This window comes from Cognatundibacterium oligocarboniphilum (assembly GCF_013377855.1).
Classification (GTDB): Bacteria; Pseudomonadota; Gammaproteobacteria; order Burkholderiales; family Burkholderiaceae_D; genus Undibacterium; species Undibacterium oligocarboniphilum.
Map to the genome: position 1 here is coordinate 486791 of NZ_JABXYJ010000002.1, position 19102 is coordinate 505892.

The following is a 19102-nucleotide window of genomic DNA, read 5'->3' on the forward strand; positions in this document are numbered from 1 at the left end:
AGTAACTTGCAAATGCTTTTATAATGAAAATCAACAACTTACTGAAAAAATTTGCATTTCCCGGACAAGAATATGGCAGAGTACCGTCCTGATGCTGAACCAGCGCTTCTGTGGACAGCTTTTCCGATGCCAGCCGTGATGAATACTGAATTTTCTGCACCAGACCCAATAACCACGCCTTCTGTCATCAGTGTTTCGGCGCTGAACAAGACGGTTGCTCAGTTATTGGAACGTCATATACCGCTGACATGGGTTTCTGGCGAAATATCCAACTTTACCCGCGCCGCTTCGGGGCATTGGTATTTCACACTGAAAGATGAAGCCGCTCAGGTCAGGGCCGTGATGTTTCGCGGACGCGCACAATATGCCGACTTCCAGCCCCGCGAGGGCGACAAGGTGGAAGTCCGGGCGCTGGTTTCCTTATACGCTCCCCGCGGCGATTACCAGTTAAGTGTCGAAGCCATCCGGCGTGCAGGTATCGGCAATCTGTATGAAGCTTTCCTGCGCCTGAAGGCGCAGCTCGCGCAAGAGGGTTTGTTTGATCCGGCGCGTAAACGTCCGCTGCCGCCCTTTCCGCGCACAATCGGCATCGTGACCAGCCCGCAGGCAGCGGCTTTGCGCGACATCCTGACGACGCTGCAGCGGCGGGCTCCGCATGTGCAGGTGATTCTGTACCCGACACCGGTTCAGGGAGAAAGTGCTGCGGCAAAAATCGCGCAGGCTGTGGCGACTGCCGCTGCGCGAGCCGAATGCGATGTCCTGCTGCTATGCCGCGGTGGTGGCAGCATGGAAGACCTCTGGGCTTTCAATGACGAAACCCTGGCCCGCACGATCGCCCATTGCCCGGTTCCGGTAATTACCGGCATCGGGCACGAAACCGACTTCACCATCGCCGATTTCGCCGCCGATCTGCGCGCGCCGACCCCCACCGCCGCCGCCGAACTGGCGGCAACGCCGCGCAGTGACTGGATGGCGCAACTCCTTGCACAACAACAACTGATGCAGCGCGCCATGCGCCGCCATGTGCAGGAACAACAGCAGAATCTGGATTGGCTGGGTCGGCGCTTGCTGAGCCCATCAGCCACACTCGCGCTGCGTCATCAGCAATTGCAACATCTGGCACAACGTCTGCGTCTGAATGCAGCACTGCCGCTGCAACGGGCAATGCAAAGGCTGCACTATCTGCAAAATCAGTTCACGACCCATCGTCCGCAGACAGCCGCCGCACACCTGCGGCTGGACGAATGGCAGCGCCGTCTGCAACAGGCACAACGACAAATGTCCGGTTCCCGGCAACAGCATTTAACGGCTTTGCAGACACAACTGGAATTACTGAACCCGCAACGTACGCTGGAACGCGGCTATGCCATTTTGAGCGACCGCAAAGGGCATTCCCTGCGCTCGGCCAGCGAGCTGCAACCAGCCGCAATACTGACGGTCAGGCTCGCAAGAGGAACTGCCGACATTACGATAGGCAGCGTGCAGCAAAGCCTTCCAGACACAAAATAAATTCCTGCCCTGACGCTGCAAGCTTTTGCACAAACGCTTACAATGCAGGTTTTCCCCGTTGTACAGACGGAAACCACTGACGACAATTAAAGGACGCAACATGGAACATACCTTACCGGCATTGCCCTATGCACTGGACGCCCTGGCTCCGCATATTTCCCAGGAAACCCTGGAATACCACTACGGCAAGCATCACCAGACTTACGTCACGAATCTGAACAACCTGATCAAAGGCACTGAATTTGAAAACGCCACACTGGAAGAAATCGTTAAGAAATCTTCCGGCGGCGTCTTTAACAATGCAGCGCAAATCTGGAACCATACTTTCTACTGGAATGGCCTGAAACCTCACGGCGGCGGCGCACCGACCGGCACACTGGCAAATGCAATCAATGCAAAATGGGGCTCATTCGACGCATTCAAGGAAGCCTTCACCAAGTCCTGCGTTGGCAACTTCGGTTCCTCCTGGACCTGGCTGGTGAAAAAAGCCGACGGCACACTGGACATCGTCAACACATCCAATGCGGCTACACCGCTGACCACGACCGACAAGCCACTACTGACCTGCGATCTGTGGGAACACGCTTACTACATCGACTATCGCAATGCACGTCCTAAATATCTGGAAGCATTCTGGGCATTGGTGAACTGGGATTTTGCTGCCGCCAACCTGGCATAATTGATCGTTGTTCCGGTCGTCCGGCCGGTACACATGAAAAAAACCTGCGCATGTTTTGACTGCGCAGGTTTTTTTTTCATCTATCGGCCCACCGGTTTATGCGAAGATAAAATCAGGCTTCATCGTATAACACTGAACGTCTGCCGGTACTTTTTCGCCAATATCCCGTCTTTGCGAATCTGCTTCCGGCATGATGAATTCAGGCCATCAAAGGGACAAGAAAATCATGCAATCCCAATCTTCACTGCTGCTGCGCTCGCTGCCGGGCATCTTCATTTTCATCTGGGCTTCCGGCTATGTGGTCGCCAAATACGGTCTGCCTTATGCAGAACCACTGACCTTCCTCTGCATGCGCTATCTTGGCGTCATCCTATTCATGCTGACGCTTGCCGTCATCATGCGTGCCCCATGGCCGGTACGTTCTGCCTGGCCGCAGATTGCGGTTGCCGGTATCCTGATGCAAGCGATGTATCTGGGCGGTATCTGGTGTGCCGTCAAGCTCGGTATGCCCGCCGGACTGGCGGCACTGATCGCCAACACCCAACCGATTCTGACTGCCGTCATGGGGCCGCTGATCGGCGAGCGCATCCGCGGCAAGCAATGGCTGGGGCTGGCATTTGGCATCATGGGCGTGGGGCTGGTGGTTGCGAATAAAATCTCCGTCGTCAGCTTATCGCCAGTCAGCGTGGGGCTCGCCACCATGGCATTGCTGGCCATGACCACAGGCACGCTGTATCAGAAAAAAACCTGTCCCTCTTTCGATGTCCGTACCGGCCAGGTCATTCAGTTTGGCGCCTCACTACTGGTGACGCTACCGTTTGCACTGCTGCTGGAAACCCAGACCGTGCAATGGACTCCACAGTTTTTCGCTGCGCTGGCATGGTCGATATTTGTCTTGTCCGGAGTCGGCATCTCGGTCCTCTACATCCTGATCCGGCATGGCGAGGCAACCAAAGTCACCAGTTACATGTACCTGGTTCCGGCAGTCACCGCTGGGATGGCATGGCTGATGTTCGGTGAAAAATTCACCGCAACGGCAGCAGCAGGCATGGCGATCGCACTGGCAGGCGTGGCACTGGTGGTGCGGCCTGCACGCTGAAACGTCTTTTCGTTTCAACCATCGCCTCATAACGCTGATCTCAGTCAGTGATCAGCGTTTTTTATTGCACCGACAGTCCTGTTGAAATTATTACCCCGGTCAGGAACTTCACTGTCCACAATCCTGTCTATTTCTGCTGTTTTCCAGACATTCATGGAAAACTATAGCGCACCACCCTGTGCTGCCCAGCTTGTGCTGACTTGTTCATCCACTATTCCGTTACCGGATGCCTGCAGCGTATTTTATGATCCATTCATTGACTCCACGAAGAATACAGGTACTTACCATGTCCCCTAAAATTCTCGCACTCAGCGTGACATTCGCATGCTCCGCGCTGGGTAATATGCTGCTACCACAAGCAGCCCATGCCACTTTACCGGTTTCTCTTACAGCTGCCCCGGCCAGAATCAGTCCTGCCGATCTCACTCTGGAGCAGGTGTTCCGTGCAAAATCGTATGCAGGGCAATCTGCCCGCCTGATTCACTTCAGCCATGATGCGCGCTATCTGGCGTATGTCTGGAATCCGTTTAGTGAGACCGGATCCGATTTATATCTCCATGACACACTGACTGGCGAAACCAAACGTATTACGTCGCCTGCCGTGATGAAGGCATTTGATGCGCCGGAAGCGTGGGACCGGTTCGATAAAAAATTCCAACAGCGTGAACAGGAAGATGCAGAGCGTCAGGCCAAAGCCGAAGCGCAGGCGGCATATCTGCGCGGTGAACAGGTCGATCTGATGCAATGGGAAACTGCCGCCCTGGAAGAAGTCAAAAAAGAACTGGCAGAAAAAAAAGCGAAAGACGCTGCCAAAAAAGCAGAAGCAGATGCCGAAGCAGCCAGGGAACAAGCCGCTGCCGGCAAGGCCGCGGACAAACCGGCTGAAGGCAAAAAAGACAATCAGGCCGATAGTGACAAGCCCAAAGCCTTATGGGAATTGCGCGATGAATTGAAAAAGAAAATCGCCAAAAACAAACTCAAACCCGGTGATCTGTATCCGGGAGTCGATCAACTGGTCTGGGCGAACAAGAAGAATGAACTGATCTTCCAGTATCGTGGCGACCTGTTCCGCCTGCAGGCAGCTAATGGCAAAATTGAACGCCTGACCCGCACTGGCACACCGGAACGCATCGTCGCTTATCAGGCAAACGATCAAGGTTATCTGTACATGGATGACAAACGGCTGTACAGCGTCAGTTTTAATTCCAGCGTCATTCGTCAACTCAATCCGGAACTGATTCATCCTGACGATGCCGATAAAAAATACAGTATTACCGACACCGTACTGAGCGAGGATAAACAGTGGATGGCGATCTCTGCCGCCGTGCCGGATGTGAATCCGGATACAGGCAAGCCGAATCCGTCTTCCGAGCGCCAGGTTGAAATCATGAATTACAACGAGCGTTTTGCTACCGCCAAAAAAGTACCGCGTGAAGTCTCAGATGATAAACGTAAGATTCCCGCAACGGCACTGTATATCCGGCATATCTCTGACGCTAACACCCGCCAGCCGCAACCGGTATTCACAAACGATGGCGGCGATATCTGGTTTGAGATGAGCAAGATCAGCTGGGCAAAAGACAGCAGTCGCTACACATTTTCTACCTGGGAGCGCGAAAAGAATCTGCTGCGTATCTATGTCGGTCATGCAGCAGAAGGAGAGAAACCTAAAATGGTTTTCGAGCGCCGCGGCAACGTCGGCCATGAGGTCGTGAATGTCGTCGATCCGCAATTCACGCCGGACAGCAAACAACTGATCGCCGTACTCGATGAACAGGGCTATCGCCAGCCCTATGTCATCAATACAGAAAACAGTAGCGCCAGGGCGATACTGAAAGGCGACTTTGAAGCCCATCATATCGTGGGCTTCACACCGGACAGCAAGGCCATGTTTGTGTTGGCAAACAAAGGGGACTTTGCTGCAATGAATATCTTTAAAGCAGACCTTGCCAGCGGCGATATGAAAGCGCTGGGTGCCGCAGGCGATTTTCACCGCCAGAGCGATGCCGCCGACAATGGCGAAAAAGTGGCCAGCGTTGCAGGTCAGTGGTCCAGCCGTCCGGAATTGAAAATCATGGATGTTAACACCGGTAAAACTCAGACGCTGACCAACAGCCATGATCCGCAATGGAACAGCATTGACCTGTTGCGCCCTGAACGCTTCAGCTTCACCAACCGTCACGGCGATCAGATTCAGGCGTATGTATTCAAACCGTTCCACTGGCAGATCAGCGATCAGCGCCCTGCGATTGTCTACACCTACGGCGGTCCGCTGAACGACCGCCATATCGTGGAGACAGACAGTTTTCAGCCGACTGCCTATCTGTTCGGCATGTACATGGCGGCGAAACACGGCTATGTGACGGTCGCAGTGGACCCGCGCGGGCATTCCAACTATGGCCGCAAATTTAGTGATGCCAACTGGGAACAGGCTGGCAAACCACAGACCGAAGATCTGGAAGACCTGACGAAATACCTGCAGCAACATCTGGGTGTGGATGGTAAGCGCATCGGCCTGACCGGATGGAGTTTTGGCGGCTTCCAGACGCAATACACCATGTACACCAGTCCGGACACATTTGCTGCCGGGATTGCCGGAGCAGGTCCGACCGAATGGGAAAATTACAATAGCTGGTACAGTGGCCGCACCATCGGTAAAACCGAGCGCAGCAAACCAACTCTGCGCCAGTATTCCCTGCTGCCGCTGACTGCCGGATTGAAAAAACCTCTGCTGCTGGTGCATGGTATGCAGGATCCAAACGTGCTGTATCAGGACACGGTCAATGTGTACCGCGCGCTGCTCGAAAACGGCAAGGAACAGCTGGTCGATCTATTTCTCGACCCGGACGGCGAACATGCGTTAGGTGGCGCCATCAAGGCGAAAGCCTGGCATAAAAAATACGAACGTTTTTTCCTGCAGCACCTCGGAACGGCGTTGCCTGCAGCGAGCCAGTGAAGTATTGACAGGACGATCGATTCACCGGTCAGGTGATGGATCAATGGATAAATTAATCAATGAATTGACGCATTCGTTCCTTGTTGAAACAGCTCCGCATGAATACTGTCTGCGGGACTGTTGATTATTTTTTCCGGCATTTTTGTTGATTTTTTACCGTGGCAATCTGACTGCCGGCTTGCCATAATCGCGACTGGTCTGTGACGAGGCCTGCTTCTGCAACGGCAGATCGCCAACCCAGAGAAAGGAACAGAGATGAAACATCCGTTTAGACAATATATGTACTCCGTATGGCGGCAGCTCAGTCAGGAATTCCGGCAATTCGCTTCGCGTGCGGCGCTCGCCTCGCTGCGGACGCCATTGCCGCGGATTGCGCTGATCCTGCTGGCGTTGATGATCATGCTGAGTCTGATTCCTTTGATCATTACTCTGTTCATCGCCCTGTTTGCATTCCGCGTCTTTGCCGGGCTGATCAGCCGCGGTCCGGCGTCTCCGTTTCAGGAGAACCATCCGCCGCAGGCGAGGCCGTATGCGGTACGGCGTGACCGCATCGGATATCACGAATAAATGTTCCGCAACCTGCCCTGGCCGCAGTTACTGCTGCTCAGGCAGAGTCGGATCACGATGCGCCAGTTTTTGCGCGCCATCCACCAGGTCAGCACGCCGAACACCGCTGTCAGACTTGCCGCGAACGCTGCAGAACTCCAGGCATCGCCCAATACCGGCACCAGATAAGGAATAAAAACCAGCTGGTACAGCTGCGCCCCCCAGCCTGTCAGCACCAGCAGACATGCCATAATCCCGCATAAGCGGCGATCGCATTACGGCCGATAGCAGGAAAGTCACGGATATCCAGATCTGAAAGCCGGTAATCAGACCGGCACCGGCGCGCGGCAGACAACCATACCAGTCAGGTATGAATACAATATTTTTCGGGAATACAACAGCCGATCAACAACAATCTCAGTTTGTTAAAAATACTGCAAAATCATGACGCAATAAAGCTTCTCAGACATTATCGCATTCTGTGCAGTATCAATAGCGCATATTACTGGCACTTAAGTGGCATTGTAAATATAAAACCAGTTGACCATCCCAATTCAGCCTAGTATGTTCTGTCATAGCTGTAATCACTGCGCCAACCATCAGACATAAGGCCGCAGGACATATCCAAACATGACGGAACCGCAACATGACGACCAACAAAACTGCTTCCTCTCACCCTATGCGCTGGGTGCCTACCCTGTATCTGGCGGAAGGCCTGCCGTTTTATGCGGTCGCACTGGTTGCCGGGCTGATGTATAAAAGTCTGGGTGTACCCAACGATCAGATCGCCCGCTGGACTGGCCTGATCGGGCTGGCCTGGGTTTTTAAAAGCCTGTGGAGTCCGTTTCTGGAAGCCGCCAGCAGCAAGAAGCTGATCGTCGTGCTGTTTCAGTGTATCGGCGGCGTCAGCCTGATCCTGGTTGCGTTGTCATTACAATTACCGATGTATTTTGCGGTCAGCATTGCTTTGCTGGCGATTGTGGCAATCGCGTCGGCAACACATGACATTGCTGCCGACGGGCTGTATATCGCGACGCTGAGTCACAAGCAGCAAGCGGCTTACGCTGGCTGGCAGGGTGCTTTTTTCAACGCCGCCAAATTTATTTCGCTGGGTGGACTGGTGATTCTGGCGGGTCATCTGGAAAAACAGATGAGCGCCAATCATGCATGGATGATTATTTTCGGCCTGCTCGGCATCATGCTGAGCCTGCTCGGGATTTATCATAGCTGGGCGTTGCCGGGGACAAAGAATACGTCAACTAAGGCATCCATGCGCAGCGTATTCAGTACGCTGCTCAGTGTGATCATCGATTTTTTCCGCAAACCCGGCATCTGGCTGGCCATCACCTTCATCATCCTGTTCCGTGCCGGTGAAGGTCAGATTCAAACCATCGGCCCGCTGTTTCTGCGGGATGCACGCGAACTCGGCGGACTCGGGCTGAGTACCGATCAGGTCGGTATCGTGTATGGCACGGCAGGTACGGTCGCCTTTCTGGCTGGCAGTGTGCTGGGAGGCTATTTCACTTCCTGGCTCGGTCTGCGCCGTGCGCTGCCGTGGCTGATTGTGGCAATGAATGTACCGAATTTTGTGTTCTTTTTCCTCAGCGCACAACTCCCTGAGCAGATGGCGGTGATTGCCACAGCGCTGAGTGTTGAAATGTTCGGTTACGGCTTCGGCTTTGTCGGCCTGATTCTGTTCATCATGCAGGTCGTGGCCGTCGGCAAATACCAGACTGCTCACTATGCGCTGGGAACAGGCGTCATGCAGCTGGGATTTGTTTTTTTTAAAATGATCAGCGGTGATATCCAGATGGCGCTGGGCTATCAGCACTTTTTCATCTGGGTGCTGGCCTGCGCCGTTCCGGTGCTGGTGATGACCCGCTTTGTCCGGATTCCGGATCAGGCAGGTGAGGCCATGCAGGAAGAAAAAGCGCAGATCAAGACCGAAGCCGACTACGTATCGCAGGCATAACACTTAGCCGGTGATGGCAGGACACAGAATGCCCGTCTTACACGCACCGGGGCAATCCCCGGACAGAAACATCACCAGACTGCCGCATTACACCATCTGACCGGTCATGCCATGCACAGACAGCAGCTCTGCATGCCGGTATTTTCCAGGTTTGCTGCCGGCGTTTCAGACAGGTAAATTGCTTGGCACTGCCCTGCCCTGCGCATCAAACAGATGACAATGACGTAAATCAAAACGCAGCGCTATCAAGCTGCCGCGCACCGGTGGCAGGACATCTGCCGCAGTTTTCACTGCATAAAGCTGGCCTTGGCCCGGCAGACTGACATACAGCAGATTGCAGTCACCGAGCTGCTCAGAAAAAGCCAGCTCCACCGTGATTTCCGGACTGCATTGCGCACTGCCCTGATCGCCTGTGCCGGCCCGTGCAGATTGCCAGTGTTCCGGACGCACACCCAGCGTCAGCTGCTGACCCGGCTGCGCAGAAGGCAGCTTAAATGGAAAACGCAATTCAGCGCCGCCCGGCAGGCTGACGCGCAAGCTTTGCTCTTGCGATGACAGCACAGTGACTGCCAGCATATTCATCGCCGGAGACCCGAGAAAACCGGCAACAAACTGATTCGCCGGCTGGTGATACAGTTCCATCGGCGTACCGACCTGCTCAATACGACCGCCGTGAAATACCGCAATCCGCTGTCCCAGCGTCATTGCTTCCACCTGGTCATGAGTCACGTAAATCATGGTGGAACCGAGTTCCTTATGCAGGCGGCTCAGTTCAATCCTGGTCTGCACCCGCAGGCTGGCATCCAGATTGGACAGCGGCTCATCAAACAAAAACAATTCTGGCTGGCGCACAATCGCACGGCCGATCGCTACCCGCTGACGCTGACCACCGGATAAGTCTTTCGGTTTGCGATCCAGCAGATGCGTGATCTGTAATGAAGCAGCGGCCTGTTCAACGGCACGGCGAATGGCGGGCTTGGGTAATCTGGACAAACTCAGTGCAAACGCCATATTGTCGAAGACTGTCATGTGCGGATACAGCGCATACGACTGGAACACCATCGCCAGACCACGTTGTGCAGGAGGGGTATCGTTCGCACGTTTGCCACCGATCAGCAACTCGCCGCTGCTGATCTCTTCGAGTCCGGCAATCATGCGCAGCAGCGTGGATTTACCGCAGCCCGAAGGTCCGACAAACACCATGAATTCGCCATCGCGGATATGCAGGTTGATGTCCTGCAACACCGTATTGCCACCATACGATTTGCTCAGCTTTTGCAAATGCACTTCTGCCATCGCTACTGCCTTTTATACTGAAAAACCGGAGACCGGAATCTGGCCATCAGCCGTGATTTCACCCGCCAGCCAGGCACGCGCAGCGTCGATTGCCGGTGGTGCAAAGCCATAGGTCATGAGCGCCGGTGCCTGAATGTCGAGCATCTGGAACGGGTTCCACAGCACCAGATGCAAATCGGGTTTCCAGCTGTCGCGTATGTGCTGGCTGTAACGGATGCGCACCGTCGATGCCAGTATCACAAAACGTCCATCCTGCGGCAGGCTATGCCATTCAAAGGTATTCGCGTTATCAAACGTCACGGTATCAAGGTCGTACAAACTGGCGAGCATGGCGCTGACTTTTGCCGCCGGAATGCCGGCTTCCGACACACCATCGCTGACCACATCGGCGCTGATCACCAGTCTGACCTTACTGTCTCTGGCAGGCGGCAATGGATTGCCGCTGGTTGTCAGCCCGCGCTTCCAGGCGGAAGACATCAGGATGCGGTCTGCCAGCTCGGTCTGATACGCCGATGACTGACAGGGATACGTCGCCGTCAGTTGTTGTACACGCGCCAGACGCTGCGCCACTTCAGTGCGGGAAATCTGTCCGCTGGCGATCACGGCCGTCAGTGCGTCCAGCGTTTCGAGCTGCGTCTCGGTCGTGCCAAGTGCCATGACCATATCGGCACCCGCCAGCAACGCTTTGACCGCTGCATTGCCGACGCCATAACGGCCGGCAATCGCATGCATGTCCATGCCATCGGTGATCACCACGCCCTGATATTGCCATTGCTCACGCAGCAGATCGGTAAGAATGGCTTTGGACATGGTGGCGGGATTGTCAGCATCCAGCGCCGGATACACAATATGCGCCGTCATTATCGCCGGTGCATTGCGGCTGACTGCGATCTGGAACGGTACCAGCTCCAGCGCCTGCAATTGTTCCCTTGTTTTATCGACGGTCGGCAGGTCGCGATGGGAATCGACGTTGGTGTCGCCATGTCCCGGGAAATGCTTGACGCAGCAGGCGACACCTTCCGACAAACTGCCATCCATCCACGCCAGCGCCAGTGCGCTGGCTCGCTGCGGATCGGAACCGAAAGAGCGCTCAGAAATCACCGGATTATCGACGTTATTATTCAAATCCAGCACCGGTGCAAAATTCCAGTTAAAGCCCAGCGCTTTGACGCCACGCGCCACCGCTGCGCCGACCTGATAACACAGCTCGGGATCATTGCTGGCGCCAAGCGACATGGCGGCTGGCGGTTGCGGCACCCAGGTCGAACGCACCACCGCGCCACCTTCCTGGTCAATCGCAATCAATGCTTCCGGTCCCATGACTGCACGCAGATCGGCAGTCAGTTTTTTCAGTTGCAGCTCATCGCTCATGTTGCCGCGAAACAGACAAATAGCGCGGATATGATGTTGCTTCAGATACGCTGCCGACTCTGCATCCAGGCGGGTAATGGGCATGCGTATCATCACCAGTTGCCCTGCCAGACGGCGAGCCTCTTCAATCGATATTGCCGGGATTGCCTCTTGTATCTCTTGTCTTTGTTGTGTCATTTCACTGCTCCATCCATACCGCGCATGAAAAAGCGCTGGGTAAATAAAAAGGCGACCAATATTGGCGCGACTGTCAGAATTGTGCCGGCAGCAATCACACGGGTGCTGCTGCCATAGGTGCCTCGCAGATAAAGCACACCTGCCGACAAAGGAAAATCTTCCGGTTTGGCGATCACAATAGAAGGCCAGATATATTCATTCCAGGCATCTACAGCAGTCAGGATACCGACGGTGGCGAGCCACGGCATGATCAGTGGCAAAACGATGTGCACAAAAATTATCCATTCGCCGGCACCATCGACCCGCGCAGCATCGAGCAGATCCTGCGGCACTTCGTCAAACGCCTGTTTCAATAAAAGTATCGACACCGCCGTCACCAGATTCGGCAGCACCACACCGGTGTAGGTATCGACCAACCCGAGCTTCGTGATACTGATGAAGTTCACCAGAAAATTGACTTCCGACGGCAGGATCATGGTCGCCAGAATCATCCCCAACACCAGCTTGCTGCCACGAAATTGCATCCGCGACAGCGGGTATGCCGCCAGCGAGCAAATCACCAATTTGCCGATGACGGTGGCAGCAGTAATCAGTAGCGAATTTTTATAAAATGCGACGATAGGAATAACGCGGAATACTTCGGCAAAATTCTCCAGCGACACGCCATGCGGCCAGAACGATGGCGGAAATTCAAACAGATTGCCGCGCGTTGACAGCGCTGTCACCAGCGTCCACCAGAATGGAAAAATACACAGCAAGGCGATCACTGACAGTAACAGATAGTGCGGTAAATAGCGCGACAGACAGCGTAACAAAGAGCGCGATAATTGCGCAGCAACGCGGCGAAATTGGTGAATAGATACCTTGTTCATTAACGCCTCCCCGGTTTCAGGTAACGCAGGCAGAACACCGCGATCAGCATACAGCTCAAAGACACCACGAAACTGGCAGCCAGACCGCGCGGTAGTTTCAGATGTTTCAGCCCCTGATCGTAGGCATAGTACAGCGCAGTGAACGTAGAATTCATCGGCCCACCCTGCGTCAGCACATCGACTTCCTGATACGCCTTTAACGCCGCCAGTACCGACATGATGCTGCACACCACGATGGTCGGATACAGCATCGGCACGGTGATGCGCCAGAAACGCTGCCAGCGGCTGGCGCCGTCGAGAATCGCGGCTTCCTGCATTTCCGCAGGTAACGCCTGCAAGGCAGCCAGATACATCACCATATACCAGCCCAGCCCACGCCAAAACGATACAAACATGATCGCAAACAACGCCAGCGCGTCATCCGACAGCCAGCCCAGCGGCGCAGCGATCAGATGCAGTTGCAGCAGCACATAATTCAGCGTGCCCTGTTCATGAAACATGAAACCCCACATGATGCCGACCACCGACGCCGTGGTCACCACCGGCACGTAATACGCGGCGCGAAACCAGCGCATGGCTGGCAACTGATGATTGACCAGCACCGCCAGCGCAATCGCGGCCAGCTGCGTGATTGGCACCACCAGCAAAAACAATAACGAGTTGCGCAGGCCAGTCAGAAACATCGCGTTGTCCAGCAGGGCGCGGTAATTGTCCAACCCGACCCAATGCGTGGCACGCATCAGACTGAAGTTGGTGAAACTGAGGTAGGAGCCGTACAGCACCGGCCAGAAAGAAAATGCGGCCAGCAGCAACAGCGCCGGCATCAGAAACAGATACGCCAGCCAGCTGGATGGCAATGAACGGACGCGACAAAATACAAAGGAAAATGGCAGGGACAAGCGGGTAATGAAAGGGAAAATCACGATCTTTTTCCTTTCGCCAGTTTGCGGTTCCAGATCTGCACCGCTTCATCGAGTGCCTGCTGGATATCGCGCCGCCCGGTGACACCCGCTTCCACCGCCTGCACCAGAAACCGGCGTAATTCATCATAATCATCGATGCCCGACACATACAGGCTGCGTGCCGAATTCATGGAATGTGCCGCCACCATCAGCGCCTGCTCTGCGGCACCAGCACCGACTGATACTGCTGGTAACTGGCGGAAATACGGATGTGCCAATGCCTGCCGCGTGGTCGGCATCACACCAGCCATCTGTGCGAATGCCAGTTGATTCGCATCCCCCGTCAGGTAACGCGCAAATTCGGTAATAGCGGGTAACTCTGCCGCTTTCACGCCTTTGGGAATCGCAAAATGAAACATCCAGCCACCATCATTGATGCCGGTTGGCCCCGCAGGCATTGGAAAAATTCCGGTCTGCGCATAAATATCCGGCGCATCAGTTTGTATGCGGCGGATCGCGGTCGGCGCGCTGACCATCATCCCCAACCGGCCGCCCAGATAAGCATCGACTACGGCAGGAAAATTATCCTCTGCGAATAGTTTGTCCTTTAAAAATCCATTGGCTTTATACGTGGCGGCCAGCTTGCGGATCAATGCCACATGCGCCGGAGAGTTAAACACTGCCTTGCCATCACGGATCAGCTGCAGCCCCTGCTGCATCAAAAAGCCGTCGATCTTGCCGAGCGCCGGCGCATAGCCGGGCTTGCCGGTGCGGGTGGCAATCATCACCGCCTGCCCTAGCAACTGATCCATATTCAGCGGTGCTTTAGTGATACCTGCTGTCGCTAACATCGTGCGGTTATAAGCGATCACATTGACGTTACTATAATGTGGAAAACCGTAGATTTTTCCGTTGAAGCGCAGATCAGCCAGCGCGGCATCGGTGTAATCCACTGGCTTGCCGGGTGCCGCCAGATAAGCATCAACCGGTTCCAGCAAACCATCGCGCGCCATTTCTTCCGCCCAGGGAACGCTGAGATTGACCAATGCAGGTGGCTTGCCGGCAGCGATGGCAGTGATTAATTTGAGTTGCAGAATGTCCCACGGAAAATCGACCCAGACCAGTTTCACGTCCGGATGCATCGCTTCATAACGCGTCACCAGTTGCTGAAAATACGGAATGAATTTGGGCTTTAAACTCATGGTCCAGAATTCGATTTTCTGGACTGCATGCGCTGGTGAAACAAGGGTCAGCGAGAGCGTCAAACTCAATGCAAGGCTGAACCCCAGACCAAGCAGCCGATCGGTGAAAGCGAATTGCAAAACGTTTGATCGCCACCCTGCTGTCAGTGCCGGAAAACGGCCACGACATCGTATTTTTAATATACTCCCCCGATTTTTTTTAAAAAACGCCTTGATGTCCATATATTTAATGCACCTTTTAAAATACTGGAGGGGAGTATATAAATACAATGTTTTTAAAAAATAGGTGAGACGATCTGCGACTGTTCTGATTGACTCAATTTGTTTTGGTCACTTTACTCAGATGACGCGGCTGATCTGGGTTCAATCCGCGTGCGACCGAGAGTTGTGCCGCCATCACATAAAACGCCTGTATCGCGGCAATCGGATCGAGATCCGGCGTGCCAGCAACTGGCAATGTCAGATTGCGTTCGCGGATATTGTCCGGTGCTGCCAGCAACACATTGGCGCCACGTCCGCGCATTTCTTCCGCCAATTTGATCAGGCATTCCTGCGCCGGCCCGCGGGTCGCGAAAATCAACAGCGGATAGCCATCATGAATCAAGGCCATCGGGCCGTGCTTGATCTCGGCACCACTGAACGCTTCAGCCTGAATCACGGAAGTCTCTTTGAATTTCAATGCTGATTCCAGTGCCACCGGAAAGCTGATGCCGCGTCCGACTATCATGATGCGTTGTGCCGGCACCAGCACGTCGAGTGCCGCCGACCAGTCGAGCTGTGTTGCTGCGTGCAGGTCTTCCGGCAATTGATCGATGGCATTCAGAAATGCAGCATCATTTTGCCAATGACCTGCCAGACGCGCACCCGCCACCAGCGAGGTGATGAAACTCTTGGTGGCCGCCACACTCAGTTCTGGCCCCGCATGCAAAGGCATGGTCCATTCGGCAGCATGCGCTAACGGCGACGTGGCATCGTTGACCAGCGCGACCGTGGTGGCACCACCAGCGCGAAAATACGAAATAGGCTCCACCACATCCGGGCTTTGACCCGATTGCGAAATCGCCACCGCCAGCGCATCCTTGGCCAGCAAGGGTGCCTTGTTCAAGGTCACCAGCGACATCGGCAATGAAGCGACGATACGACCCAGACGCGCCATGATCAGATACGCCGCATAGTTGGCTGCGTGATCCGAGCTGCCACGTGCGACTGTCAGCACGGCAGATGGCGGATGGTCGCGCAGGTGCGCACCCAGACCGGCATAACGGTCACGCTCCTGCGTCAGTTGTTCGGCGACGCATTCGGATGAAGCGCAGGCTTCTTTAAGCATTTGCGAGGTCAATCTTTTCTCCTTCTACATACACAGCAATGAGGTTGAGCTGACGGTCGAGCACAACGAGATCGGCAAACGCACCCGCGCTCAGGCGGCCACGTTCGGTTAATCCAAGATAATCTGCAGCGTAAGTAGAAACCCGTTTCGAAGCCTCTTCCAGACTGAGTCCGATACTGACCAGATTACGTAAAGCCTGATCCATCGTCAGCGTGCTGCCGGCCAGCGTGCCGTCTTCCAGACGCACGCCCCCCAGACACTTATGCACCACCTGACGACCCAGCATGTATTGTCCGTCCGGCATGCCGGACGCGGCGGTCGAATCCGTCACGCAATACAAGTGCGGAATCGCCCGCATCGCCGCTCTGATGGCACCGGGATGTACATGCAGCAGATCGGGAATAATTTCTGAAAACTGTGCATGCGCCAGCGCTGCGCCCACCATGCCGGGTGCACGGTGATCGAGGCGCGACATGGCGTTGTACAAATGCGTGAACCCTTTGGCGCCGTTTTCCAACGCCGCCACGCCTTCTTCATAGGTACCGAGGGTGTGACCAATCTGCACCTGCATGCCGGTTGCCGCCAGTTCGCGCACCAGATCCAGATGTCCGGGCATTTCCGGCGCGACCGTGATCAGCCGGATCGGCGCAATCGCATGCAGATGCTGCACCTGTTGCAGTGAGCCCAGACCGGCAAAATCCGGCTGCGCGCCGAGCTTGCCAGGATTGATATACGGCCCTTCCAGATGCACGCCCAGCACACGCGCCGTACCGGACGGGCGCTGCGCAATCACCGGCTGTATCGCACGCAAAGCAACCTCGATATCCGCCATCGGTGCAGTCATGGTGGTCGCCAGCAGACTGGTCGTGCCGTGCCGTGCATGTTCGCGTGCGATCACCTGCACTGCATCACCGGCTTCCATCGTGTCTTTACCGCCCGCGCCGTGTACGTGCAGATCGACAAATCCGGGCAGGATGTAATATTCTGATCCTGCGGTATCTCTTGCGTCTCCGGTCTCAGAAGCAATCGCATCAATGCGGCCGCTGGTCTGATCAAAACGAATCTGCCCATGCACCCAGCCATCCGGCGTCAGTACCTGTCCGTGCAATTGCTGTTGCAAACTCATCTGAACAACTCCGCCACAAAATCATAATAATCACTGCGGCAATAGGAATGCGATAACTCAATCGCACTGCCGTTGGGCAGATAACCGACACGGGTGATGAACAGCATCGCCGCACCCTGTTTGATATCGGCCAGCCGCGCCTGCTCGACGGTCGCATTCACCGCACGGATATGTTGCAAGGCGCGGGTCGGCATCACATTATGCGACTCCAGATAGCCGTACAGACTGTCGGTGACCAGTTTCGGGTTCGGCATATACATTGCCGGAATCGTGGTGCTTTCAATCGCCATCACGACATTGTCCGCAGTCCGTAAACGTTTGAGCCGGGACACCACGGTATTCGGTGACAGACCCAGCGATAAAATTTCTTCCGGCGACGCAATGCCTGTTTCGCGTGAAATCCAGCGCGACCCCGGTACGAAACCGCGCTGGCGCAATTCTTCACTGAAGTTGGTCAGACGCGATAAAGGTTGCTCCAGCTTCGGCGTGATGTACGTACCTGAACCATGTTTGCGCGTCAGCAGCCCGCGCTCGCACAGCATGTCAATCGCTTTGCGCGCTGTCACCCGTGAAATCTCCAGCGTTTCGGACAGCATACGTTCTGACGGCAGTGCCTCATCCGGCTGCCACAGGCCGCTGTGAATGCCATTCGCCAGCTTGTTCGCCAGTTGCAGATACAAGGGCGTGGCGCTTTCGCTATCCGGTTTGAAATCGATCAGTTGTGCCAGCATATTTGTCTCTCTTCGGTGTTATGACTGCTGATTGCTGCTTGTAATGACTCTGTACGTCCTGATGCCTGTCTTACTGATTGTGCTGCGTGACCGCGGCTACTGCCTGCCGAGCTGCACTCTGCGCTGAATCAGGATCAGCGCGCCCTCTGCAGAATCGCCCAGCGGCGCTTGCGCCCTCGCCTGCAAGTCTGCCGGCAGATAAGGTTTCAGCGCCGCAGCCAGTCCACCGCATAATGCCAGCGGTAACTGGTGTTGCGGATCGAGCGCATCGGCCATTGCCTGCACTTCCAGACCCGCATCCTGCAAAATGCGTGACGCCGCTGCCGAACTGCCTGTCGCCGCCAGCACCAGCGGCGCCAGTTCGGCATAGCGCGTCTGATTGGCCTGACCGAGCCAGGCGAACACGGCATCTTTATCGCCGCCGCAATGTTGCAACACAGCGGCTGACAAGGTGTCCGGTGCAGTGCGGCCATCCAGCGCCCGCTGCAGATGATTCGCTGCGCGCATGCCCAGCCAGGCACCGCTGGCCTCGTCGCTGACCGGGAAACCCCAGCCGCCGACTTCGCGCCGCTGACCATCCGGCTGCAACACCTCGCCCACACTACCCGTTCCCAGCGCGATAACAACGCCCGGCTGACCTCGGTGCGCACCCAGCAGCGTAGTATAAGCATCGGTCTCAGCTGCCAGCGCCGCCACGCCCGGATTGCAGACCGTAAATTCTGCTGCCCACTGCGCATTATTGATCCCGGCCAGGCCACAGCCCATGGCAATCTGCGACAAGGCAGGCATAACCAGTCCGGCTTGTTCAAATGCTTCCCGGGTCGCCGCCAGGATTGCCTCCCAAGCGCGTTGCCGCCCATGAACCAGACCAGATGGGCCACCGGCTCCACGCGACAGCAATACGCCATCCGCATTTGCCAACACCACTCTGGTGCCAGTACCACCGCCGTCAACGCCGATCAGATAGGTGCAGACTGCACCAGCGGCCGCAATTCCGGGATCAACAGATAATGATGAATTTCCTTGTGCCATCAGTTTCTTACTCATTTCCTACGCCATGCCCGGCGAACAGAGCGCACTCCGTTGGCTGAACAGAATTCTGTTAGACTGTCACCATGCCACTGTAAAGTTTTTTTATAGTGGCTGTCAATAGGTATTTAAGTGGTATTAATTGATTTTATCCACAGCTTACATACCTCTTTCCTCGGAGCCGTTTCCGCGCTTCCTATGTCAGCATCGATTTGTCAGCGCGGCTGACACCGCACGAAACCATTGCCGCGCATTTCCGTTGCTGATTGCCTGACCGCTTCACTTCAAGAACTGCTCATTACCCACCA

Annotated in this window: 16 protein-coding genes; 6 read left to right on the top strand and 10 right to left on the bottom strand. The window is 55.3% G+C overall.

Annotated features, from left to right (window positions below):
* Positions 1-138: 138 nt before the first annotated feature.
* The 5 genes from xseA to HV832_RS05265 all read left to right on the top strand — a co-directional run bounded on the left by xseA (position 139) and on the right by HV832_RS05265 (position 6810).
* Positions 139-1509, top strand: coding sequence for an exodeoxyribonuclease VII large subunit (gene xseA, locus HV832_RS05245; protein ID WP_176802533.1), 1371 nt, complete (start codon positions 139-141; stop codon positions 1507-1509).
* A 100-nt stretch (positions 1510-1609) separates the two neighbouring features.
* Positions 1610-2188: a superoxide dismutase [Fe] gene (sodB, locus tag HV832_RS05250; RefSeq protein ID WP_176802483.1), complete on the top strand. Its 579-nt coding sequence runs from the start codon at positions 1610-1612 to the stop codon at positions 2186-2188.
* A 226-nt stretch (positions 2189-2414) separates the two neighbouring features.
* The gene (locus tag HV832_RS05255) at positions 2415-3287 is read left to right on the top strand and encodes a DMT family transporter (protein WP_223827141.1); all 873 of its coding nucleotides are present in this window, start codon (positions 2415-2417) and stop codon (positions 3285-3287) included.
* Positions 3288-3573: 286 nt separating this feature from the next.
* On the top strand, positions 3574-6243 hold the full coding sequence (locus HV832_RS05260; protein ID WP_176802485.1) for a S9 family peptidase: 2670 nt from the start codon (positions 3574-3576) through the stop codon (positions 6241-6243).
* Between the two features lie 255 nt (positions 6244-6498).
* The gene (locus HV832_RS05265; protein WP_176802486.1) at positions 6499-6810 is read left to right on the top strand and encodes a hypothetical protein; all 312 of its coding nucleotides are present in this window, start codon (positions 6499-6501) and stop codon (positions 6808-6810) included.
* Here HV832_RS05265 and HV832_RS05270 read toward each other — a convergent pair.
* Entirely contained in the window at positions 6801-7040 is a 240-nt protein-coding gene (locus tag HV832_RS05270) for a hypothetical protein (RefSeq protein ID WP_176802487.1), read from the bottom strand. The two genes, HV832_RS05265 and HV832_RS05270, sit on opposite strands and share 10 nt — an antisense overlap.
* A gap of 395 nt (positions 7041-7435) precedes the next feature.
* Here HV832_RS05270 and HV832_RS05275 point away from each other — a divergent pair, with 395 nt between their 5' ends.
* Positions 7436-8761, top strand: a complete 1326-nt coding sequence (locus HV832_RS05275; RefSeq protein ID WP_176802488.1) for an MFS transporter — start codon at positions 7436-7438, stop codon at positions 8759-8761.
* A gap of 165 nt (positions 8762-8926) precedes the next feature.
* Here the strand turns inward: HV832_RS05275 and HV832_RS05280 are convergent, their stop codons facing one another.
* The 9 genes from HV832_RS05280 to HV832_RS05320 form a co-directional block, all read right to left on the bottom strand.
* Entirely contained in the window at positions 8927-10057 is a 1131-nt protein-coding gene (locus HV832_RS05280) for an ABC transporter ATP-binding protein (RefSeq protein ID WP_176802489.1), read from the bottom strand.
* Positions 10058-10069: 12 nt separating this feature from the next.
* Entirely contained in the window at positions 10070-11605 is a 1536-nt protein-coding gene (gene nagZ, locus HV832_RS05285; RefSeq protein ID WP_223827142.1) for a beta-N-acetylhexosaminidase, read from the bottom strand.
* Complete coding sequence (locus HV832_RS05290) at positions 11602-12477, bottom strand: carbohydrate ABC transporter permease (protein ID WP_176802490.1); 876 nt, start codon at positions 12475-12477, stop codon at positions 11602-11604. The genes nagZ and HV832_RS05290 overlap by 4 nt, the downstream gene beginning before the upstream one ends.
* Entirely contained in the window at positions 12477-13400 is a 924-nt protein-coding gene (locus HV832_RS05295; protein WP_317889295.1) for a carbohydrate ABC transporter permease, read from the bottom strand. Before HV832_RS05295 ends, HV832_RS05290 begins: the two co-directional genes overlap by 1 nt.
* Positions 13397-14701 carry an ABC transporter substrate-binding protein gene (locus HV832_RS05300; protein ID WP_223827143.1) on the bottom strand — a complete coding sequence of 435 codons (1305 nt, stop codon included), beginning with the start codon at positions 14699-14701 and terminating at the stop codon, positions 13397-13399. The genes HV832_RS05295 and HV832_RS05300 overlap by 4 nt, the downstream gene beginning before the upstream one ends.
* Before the next feature lie 196 nt (positions 14702-14897).
* Entirely contained in the window at positions 14898-15908 is a 1011-nt protein-coding gene (locus HV832_RS05305; RefSeq protein ID WP_176802537.1) for an SIS domain-containing protein, read from the bottom strand.
* Entirely contained in the window at positions 15901-17034 is a 1134-nt protein-coding gene (gene nagA, locus HV832_RS05310; RefSeq protein WP_176802491.1) for an N-acetylglucosamine-6-phosphate deacetylase, read from the bottom strand. The genes HV832_RS05305 and nagA overlap by 8 nt, the downstream gene beginning before the upstream one ends.
* On the bottom strand, positions 17031-17765 hold the full coding sequence (locus tag HV832_RS05315; RefSeq protein ID WP_176802492.1) for a GntR family transcriptional regulator: 735 nt from the start codon (positions 17763-17765) through the stop codon (positions 17031-17033). The genes nagA and HV832_RS05315 overlap by 4 nt, the downstream gene beginning before the upstream one ends.
* A gap of 96 nt (positions 17766-17861) precedes the next feature.
* Complete coding sequence (locus tag HV832_RS05320) at positions 17862-18812, bottom strand: glucosamine kinase nucleotide-binding domain-containing protein (protein ID WP_223827144.1); 951 nt, start codon at positions 18810-18812, stop codon at positions 17862-17864.
* Positions 18813-19102 lie beyond the last annotated feature (290 nt).